General features: G+C 53.7%; 5 protein-coding genes. All 5 read right to left on the reverse strand.

Going from position 1 to position 8896, the window contains the following annotated elements; translation table 11 throughout:
* Positions 1–29 precede the first annotated feature (29 nt).
* The 5 genes from RUMCAL_RS06080 to RUMCAL_RS06100 all read right to left on the reverse strand — a co-directional run bounded on the left by RUMCAL_RS06080 (position 30) and on the right by RUMCAL_RS06100 (position 8766).
* Complete coding sequence (locus RUMCAL_RS06080; protein ID WP_021681775.1) at positions 30–1106, reverse strand: mannose-1-phosphate guanylyltransferase; 1077 nt, start codon at positions 1104–1106, stop codon at positions 30–32.
* On the reverse strand, positions 1103–2521 hold the full coding sequence (locus RUMCAL_RS06085) for a sugar transferase (protein WP_021681776.1): 1419 nt from the start codon (positions 2519–2521) through the stop codon (positions 1103–1105). The genes RUMCAL_RS06080 and RUMCAL_RS06085 overlap by 4 nt, the downstream gene beginning before the upstream one ends.
* 323 nt (positions 2522–2844) lie before the next feature.
* The gene (locus RUMCAL_RS06090; RefSeq protein WP_021681778.1) at positions 2845–5124 is read right to left on the reverse strand and encodes a carbohydrate-binding domain-containing protein; all 2280 of its coding nucleotides are present in this window, start codon (positions 5122–5124) and stop codon (positions 2845–2847) included.
* Between the two features lie 540 nt (positions 5125–5664).
* Positions 5665–7299, reverse strand: a complete 1635-nt coding sequence (locus RUMCAL_RS06095) for a S1C family serine protease (RefSeq protein WP_021681780.1) — start codon at positions 7297–7299, stop codon at positions 5665–5667.
* A gap of 174 nt (positions 7300–7473) precedes the next feature.
* Complete coding sequence (locus RUMCAL_RS06100; RefSeq protein ID WP_021681781.1) at positions 7474–8766, reverse strand: SGNH/GDSL hydrolase family protein; 1293 nt, start codon at positions 8764–8766, stop codon at positions 7474–7476.
* Positions 8767–8896 lie beyond the last annotated feature (130 nt).

Consider the following 8896-nt stretch of genomic DNA (forward strand, 5'->3'; position numbering starts at 1 on the left):
TCGCCAGACGCTCTTTGTGCGGTGTTGCCTTATACCAACTGGTTCCGGTTGCAGATCTTCAGATTTTCGATGACCTTCTTTACGTCCTGTGTGCTGTCCTTGGCACAGATCAGAACGGCATCGTCAGTGTCTACCACGATTAGATCTTCCACGCCCACTGCTGCGATCAGACGCTTGCCGCCGCAAATGGTGCTGCGTTCGGTGCCGATCGTAATGACATCGCCCTCGATATAGTTGCCGTATTCATTGGTGGAGTTGATGCGTTCCACTGCCAGCCAGTTTCCCACATCGTCCCAGCCGAAGCTGCCCGGCAGAGTGTAGATGTTCTCTGCCTTTTCCATGACACCGAAGTCAATGGACTCGCTGCGGAATGCGTGATACTCGGTTTCCAGCACTGACGGGAATTCCGCAGTTCCCACAGCCGCTTCAATGCGTTCCAGACCAGCGTAGATGTCCGGCATCAGGGATTCCAGATTTGCCAGAATGGACGATGCTTTCCAGACGAACATGCCGCTGTTCCAGAGGTACCGGTGAGAAGCCAGATACTGCTTTGCAGTTTCCAGATCCGGCTTTTCTACGAAACGCTCTACCCGATAAACGCCAGCCATGCCCAGATCGGTGTCCCGTTCGAAATTGATGTAGCCGTAGCCGGTTTCCGGATAGGTCGGTGTAATGCCGATGGTCACCAGATTCTGATCCTTTTCTGCCACTGCCACTGCCTGCCGCAGGGTGTCCACATACATTTCCTCATAGCGGATCAGGTGGTCAGAGGGCAGCACCAGCATCATTGCCTCGCCGTACTTCTTGCGAATCACAGCGGCAGCCAGACCGATACAGGGAGCTGTATTTCTGGCACAGGGCTCCAGCAGGATATTTTCCTCCGGCAGCTGGGGCAGCTGTTCCTTTACCAGTGCGGCATAGCTGACATTGGTCACCACAAATACGTCGTCCATTGCCACCATCGGCAGCAGACGCTTGACGGTTTTCTGGATCATGGTTTCTCCGTCCTTGGTCAGAGAGAGAAACTGCTTGGGATAATTGCCACGGCTCTTGGGCCAGAAACGTTCGCCTCTGCCGCCTGCCATGATTACTGCGGTCACTTTCATGAGTGATCTCCTTTCTCTTGTTCCTGCTCCTGCATCTGCTCCTCCTGATACAGCAGTTCCTGTGCATCGTGAGCATTGGCTTCCTCGTTGGTTTCACCGGGGAACAGGGCAGTTTTCAGTGTCATCAGAATGATACGCAGGTCCAGAAAAATGGAATAGTTCTCGATATACATGAGATCCATTTTCAATTTATCATAGGGCAGGGTATCATACAGACCGGTGACCTGTGCATAACCAGTCAGTCCTGCCTTTACCTGAAGCCGGAACTCGAATTCCGGCATGGTTTTCTCGTATTCCTCCGCCAGTTCCGGACGCTCCGGACGGGGGCCCACCACGGACATATCGCCGCGGAGGATATTGATCAGCTGGGGCAGTTCGTCCAGACGGCACTTCCGCAGGATCCGTCCCACCCGTGTGATACGGCTGTCGTTTTCCTTTGCCAGCTGCGGGCCGGCCTTTTCAGCGTTGACCACCATGCTGCGGAATTTGTACACGTAAAATTCCTTGCCGTGATAGGTCAGCCGCTTTTGTTTGAACAGCACCGGACCGCCGTCGTCCAGCTTAATGGCAATGGCGGACAGCAGCATCAGCGGGGACAGCAGCACCAGAAAGACTACCGCAAAAACAAGGTCGAAGATACGCTTTCCCAGCCGCTGTTCAAATGTCAGCCCATAGTTCCGGCACAGCAGCAGCGGCGTATCAAACAGCCGGATCTCCTCTGCCCCTCTCAGGATAATATCCGAAATTTTCGGGGCAATATACGCCCGCACATTCTGGGCGAAGCAATATTTGATAAGATCGTTCCGCAGCTTTCCGGAAACCTCACAGAGGATAATACCCTCGTACCGTGCAATTGCCTCCTGAATCTCCTCCGGCGGTGCGTTGGCACTGACGGATTCACAGATCATATACTTGTCCACGCGGCGGCTCATTTTCAGCACCAGCTCCGCGGCATTCCGGTCGCCGTAGATGACTACCAGCTTTCGCGGCGGGTACAGCCGGAAACATAAGCGATTGGTCAGCACGATCCACAAAATCAGCACCGCCAGATCGGCAATGGTCAATAGGATCATCGGCACTGCCGCAGAAAAATCACGGTTGACAACGCTGATCTGGAAATAGGTCACCACATTGACACAGAAGATCGACAGCGTCTGGGAGTAGAACATGTCCGTTCGCTTGAGGTAGCCGATCTTCAGCCCGCCAAATGACTTGGCAAACAGCAGAACCAGCACCACATAGATCAGGATCATGACCCAGTTGCCGCGGCGATAGAACGGCAGCAGAATGGCATCGCTGTAGCTTTCATACCACACCCATGCAAAGCCGGCGGCATACAACCCCACCAGCAGCACCGCTGCAAAAAATGAAAAGATCCGTTTGAACTGATCTCGGTTATAGTTTTTTTTCATCATATTCTCACAGCACATTTCTGTGCTGACATGCTTTCCTTTCCACAGGATCCGCCGAAAGAATTCCGGCAAAACTGCATCTCGGCACTGCACGAAGCAGACACCGCAGCATACGCTTTTATTATAACAGAGGGTACACCACTTTGTCAAGTATTTTCCATATAGTGCAATGTTTTCTGCTTCTGTTTCGTGCTTTTTTTGCACAAAATGACGGTTTGTGCAGAGCAGCACCTGAAATTTCTGCCGTCAACCGCAAAATGCACACAGACATTCCGCCTGTGTGCACTGCAAAGAAGACTACTGAAGATTACTTGTGAAACTCTAATTTAAGAGCCGGAGTTGTTCGAATTCGGCATTTCCGGCGGTGTGCCGCCCTGTCCGCCGTTTGGTGCACCATTGGGAGCACCGCCCCGTCCGCCGCCGGCAGGTGCTCCGCCGTTCATGCTGCCGGTGCCGCCGTTTGCTGTGACCTCTGTGCCGCCGCTGACGGATCCGCCTTCTCCATAGCCGTCCTCGTTGAGGGTGCCGTCATAGGTGCCGCCGGTAACAATGGTATAGTCGGCGGAATCGCTGTCGCCAATGCCATAGATCACATCGGAAACAGCTTTCGGGGATTGCAATGTTGCAAGAACCGTACCGTTCTTGTCCACAATGCTGATCTGTTCCCCTGCTGCGGCATTGCAGTTGGTGGCGATCAGACAGCCGCTTTCCGGATACTCCATCATGCCCTTGCTGGACAGTGCCAGCAGGGTGCCGCCGGTATAGGTCATGTTGCCGTCTGCGTCCAGCGAGCCGTCACCGCCGCTGGTGGAGCCGCATACCAGCAGAGTGCCGCCGGACATCTCCCATGTGCTGTTGGAGTCTACGCCGTCACCGGAAGCGTTGACATAGATATAACCGCCGCTAATGGTCACAGCATGGGAGCCGCTGTCAGAGCCGCCGGTGTTCAGCCCGTCGTCTGATGCGTCCAGAATCCGGACATTGCCGCCGCTGATGGTCATTTCCGCCTTGGATTCCACACCCTCGGTACAGCTGTGAATCGTAATATCCCCGCCGGAAATTTCCAGATTGCCGTGGCTGCTGATGCCCTTGTTGTCGGAGGTGATCTCCAGCGTGGTGCCGGAGAACACTGCCGTTCCTGCCGCATGTACAGCATGGTCGGTGGAATCAATGGTGCAGCTGCCGCCACTCATGGTCAGGTTGCCGCCGCACTTGATACCCTTGCTGGTGGCATCTTCCGCAGCAGTGGTCATGGCAACTGCCGCAGATGCTCCTGCGTCTGTGGAGGAATCTGCGATGGTCTGCATGGCTGCTGCCGGAATTGCACTGGCATCACTGGCAGCGGCGTTCTGGCGGTAGTCTGCATTGCCGGGCGGTGTGTTGCCGTTACCGCCGAAGTTGTTCGGCTGGAAATCGTCCTGTGCAGAAGCGGCAACTGTACCGGTGGTGGTAATGGTCACAGCACCGCCGGAAACTGTCAGGTCGCCGTCTGCCTGAATGCCGTCCTCGGCACTGGTCACATCGACTTCTCCCGCCTGTAACTCCAGCGAACCGGTGCAGTTCACGCCGTCTTCCGCGGCATCAATGGTCAGCTTGCCGCCGGCAATTTCCACATCACCGCCGCAGTGGATTCCCTTGCTGCTGTTGGCTTCGCCGGTTTCCGTATTCACAGCCGTACCGCTGCTGGTCAGATGATACGTACCGTCTGCGATCCACACCAGCGTTTCCGCCTGCAAACAGTCGCCGCCAGCCTGTACTGTTGCACTGCCCTGCTCCAGCTGGAGAAAGCCCTTGGTGTCGTCGTTGGATTCTGTGGACTTGATGCCGTCATTGCCGGCGGTGACGTTCAGGTCTGCCCCGAACATTGCCACGCAGTCCTTGCCCTTTACGCCGTCCTGTGCAGCTTCTACAGTGATCGTACCATTCACCAGCTTCAGGTCGTCCTTGCAGACGATACCGTCCACGCTGCTGCCTGTGACAGTCAGGCTGCCGCTGCCGTTGATCGTCAGTTTATCCTGTGCAAACAGGGCACAGGCGGAAACGTTGCAGCCGTTGATCTCTGTATCGGCGTTGTCCGCACTGTCTGTCAAAGTGTTCTGTGAACCTTTCGCCAGTGACAGAATGGTGCGTTTTTCGTTGGTGCAGACCAGAGCCGGTCCAGAGGGACTGGTGATCTCCACACCGTCCAGATACAGCTTGACTTTTTCCGAGCCGGTCACAAGGACTTGTCCCTTGGTCAGCTTGCCGCTGAGCCGGTAGGTGCCGCCGGCGGAAATGGTGATGCAGTTGTCCTTGACGGAAACCGCCTTGGTATTGCCTTTCACCTTGGTGCTGTCGTCCTCCAGCGTGATCTCTGCATCAAATGCGTCATAGTTGTCGCAGAGGTCATCTTCATCTGTGGTCACGCCGGCTTCGCCGGACTGTATCGCCGAAAGGCTCTGTCCGACAGCAGCTTCTGCTGTGTCGTTATCGTCCAGCGTGGTAGTCTGTGCAGTGCTGCTGCCGCTGTCTGTGCCGGACGAGTTGTTGTTCTGTGCACAGCCGGTGCAGGTAATCATTGCCGCTACCGCCATGCTCATTGCCCAGGCAAATATTTTCTTTTGCATGATACGCACGCTCCTTTTTGATTCTGGTACCCCATGGTGTGAATTTGTCATGTGTAAAACTCCTCGATATGTGATACCCAATTCCCCAAGCGTGGTTTTGATCTCTGTTTCTATAGGCAATACCGTGCAAAGCTTGTGCGTAAGGTGCGTTGTCAGATTTTTTGGCAGATTGTCAGAAATTCCGCAGGCAGACTGCCGTTATTATGGCAAGGGATTTCTGGGCAATATGACGGGAAAATCTGTACGCAGATTGCGTGCAAAGCCGTCAGGCGGGCTTTGTGCGGTATTGCCTATACTGTATTATCGCATACGTTTATGGAAACTGCGTGAAAATCCTGCGTGAAGCTGCAAAAAGCTGCGTGGAAGAAACTTCCGCATTTCAACGGGCAACAGAAAAACGCCCGACAGAATCTGCCGGACGCTTTCCCGAAAAATAATAAGGAGAATGTATGAAAAAACAAGATGTCAAGAATGTTGGAGCAACGCCGCACAAAGCCTCTGCATCAGATGCTTTGTTTGATGCTGCATCAAGAACGCAGATCAGTTATTTTCTGTCTGCTGCACTTCTGCCAGTGTCACGTCAACCTTTTTGGTTTCGCCGGCACGGACATAAGTCAGCGTGATCGTATCCCCAGCCTTATACTGGTTCTTGACTGCGTTCAGTTCTTCTGTGGTGCTGATCGTCTGATCCTGAATGCCGGTGATAACATCACCCGGCTGTAAACCAGCCTGATCGGCTGCACCGCCGGCGGTCACGCTAAAGATATAGGCACCCACCGGAATATTGTAAGCCTGTGAAACCGCTTCTGTCACGTCCTGACAGGAGATGCCCAGCTGCGGGCGGCCGGTCACATAGCCATAGTTAATCAAATCATCGACAATGCTCTTTGCCTCCGACATCGGAATTGCAAAGCCAATGCCCTCTACTGTCGCTTCACCGGAATAGGTGCTGGACATTTTGGCGGAGTTGATACCGATCACCTGACCAGAGCTGTTGATCAGCGGACCGCCGGAGTTACCGTTGTTGATGGCGGTATCCGTCTGGATCAGCGTCATGGTGTTGTCGTTAATGGTAACCTTCCGATCCAGTGCGGAGATAATGCCGCAGGTTACGGTGTTCTGGAACTGCAAGCCCAGCGGGTTACCGATTGCCACAACCATTTCGCCGACTTCACAGCTGCTGCTGTCGCCGAATTCTGCGGGAGTCAGGTTGTCTGCATCGATTTTCAATACAGCAATATCCGCTTCCTTGTCATATGCCACGATTCTGGCATCATAAGTGGTTTCCTCGTCAGACATCTGGATCTGTACGGAAGAAGCTTCGCCATAACCGTATTCGTCATCGTAAATAACGTGGGCGTTGGTGACAATATAGCCGTCCTTCGACATGATGATGCCGGTGCCGACGCCAGTCATACCCTGCGAACCGTTGTTGCCCTGCGAGCCGTAGCCAAAGAAGCCGCCGTAGCCGTTCATGGGGTTATTGTTGCTGCCGTTGGACGAGGAGAAAGTGGACTGTACGCCGACAACCGACGGTGTCACTTTCTTTACAATATCCGCTACCGACATGGAACCGTTGGTAGAAGCCAGCTGAATCCAGCTCTGACTGGAGTCGCTCTTTTTGGAAGAACTGCTGTCGCCGGTGCTGCTTTCTGCGGCAGAACTGTCGTTGCTTGCAACGATCGAACTGCTGTTGTCCGCATTTGAGGAACGAATGCCCTCATAGACACCGATCGAACCGCCGGACACCAGAACCATTGCCAGCACAAACGCTGCCACTTTCAGTCCGGTATGCTTTTTCTTCGGCTTTTTGTTGGGGTCGCCGCCGTTGGGATCGGAGTAGTAGTTTACATAAGAGTAGCCGCCGTTGTTGCCGCTGCCGCCGTTTCCGGTGGGAGTGGTCTGACCGCCTGCCGGATTGTTATAGGCAGAGCCGGCAGCGTTCTGCTGCTGGTATGCACCGCTGTGCACTGCCTCGTCCTGATGCGGTGTGGTGTTGCGGTAGTAACCGTTCTGATATGCATACGGATTTGCTGCACCGTTGACACCGGAACCGGCATTTCCTGCCGGAGCCGCGGTATTTGCAGCACCGCTGTTGTTGGTGGTATTGTCGGCATTCTGTGCCACACCATTCTCATTCCATTGTGCATTGTTTTTGTTTTCGAAGTCAGCCATAATACTCTTCCTTTCTATCGTGAACCGCTTGTTTTCTGCGGTATGTGTTCTTCGCTTTCTGTAATTATTATTATACGGTTTTATGTGATAATCATATGATAATCGATAGAAAAGACGGTAAAATACAGCCCACAAAGGCTTCACATTCCCTGAAAACAGCTTTCACACAGGAAATTATGCCTGATTCTGTGCAAGATAGTCTGCCAGATCGACATGAACGCCGGCACCGGTCTGTGCCATATAGTACAGCCACAGGAAAATATCCTGCGAATCCAGCGTGCCGCTGTTGTCTGCGTCCAGAGCCTTTCGCTGAATCGGATTCAGTTCGGTGTCCAGACCAGCACCTACCCGTGCAATATTGTACAGGCAGAGAAACAGATCCTGTGTATCAATGCTGCCGCTGGCATCGGCATCGCCCATACTGCATGCCATTTTCTGATGAGATGCGGCTCCGGTGATGATGCTGTCTGCCGAGGGACGATTGCTTTTCAGATCGCCGTCCTTGCCGGTAGCGGTATAGGCATTGGAAATCACGCTGCCGTCGCCGCAGGAGAGCATCTCCGAGGACTGGATCGCAGCAGATGCCAGCATGACCTGCCCCAGCGGAGTGAAAGTCATGTTCAGATCCATGATGTTGCTGAATTCAAAGCCGATCGCCTTTTCACCGGCTGCCCCTACATAAGGCGTATAGAAGTCGGCTGCAGAAGCATTCTGCAAGCCGCGGATCTTGTCATTCAGTCCGGCATTGTCTGCAATGGTCATTGATGCCAGTCCCGTGCCGCTGACATTGCCGCCCTCCAAGGAAACGTCCAGATACTGATACAGATATGCGATTACAGTCTTTCGGTTCTGGGATACACCGGACATGCCGTAATAGTCCACGCCCAGCGGATTGTTGACAGTCTGTACTACCACATTGGCAGAACGGTTCAGGGACTTGACTTCAGTAACCGCCGCTTCAATGTTTGCCGCAACGGTTTCCACCAGAGCCGGCAGATCCCGAGCAAGCTTGCTGTTTGCTGCAGAAAGCTTCGAGCCATCACTGGTCAGCTTGTTTGCCACGTCAGTAAGCGTCTTACAGTTGTCCATATCCACCAGGTCGGCATTTTTATACAGTACTTCTTCTATAAAGTCGTTGACACCCACAGAGATCATTACCACATCTGCGGTCTGCACATCGCGTTTCATATTCTGATTGGACTGCAAGTCAGAAACCAGCTTACCGGAAGTGGTGCCCACTGTGGCATAGTTCACCGCATTGCCGCCCAGATAGTCCGCCATATAGGAAACTGCCGACTCGCTGCCGCTGACTTCTGCCAGACAGTCGTCACCCAGTGCCACGACCTTCGGGGTAACTGCAAGGCCGGAAGTGTCTGCCGCAAATACCGGCAGTGCCAGTCCGGTGGCTGCTGTGACAACGGCACAGGCTGCCGCAATGCCTCTTTTCCAAAAATGTTTTTTACTCATATCGTTTTTCCTTTCTGTACAGGCAGAGCCGCCGTACCCCCCTTATGGCAACACTGCATAAAGCTTACTTGTTGACTTCATCTGATGCTGCCCTATGGCAATACCACACAAAGAGCGTCTGGCGACTTTG

Source organism: Ruminococcus callidus ATCC 27760 (genome assembly GCF_000468015.1).
GTDB classification, from domain to species: Bacteria; Bacillota; Clostridia; order Oscillospirales; family Ruminococcaceae; genus Ruminococcus_C; species Ruminococcus_C callidus.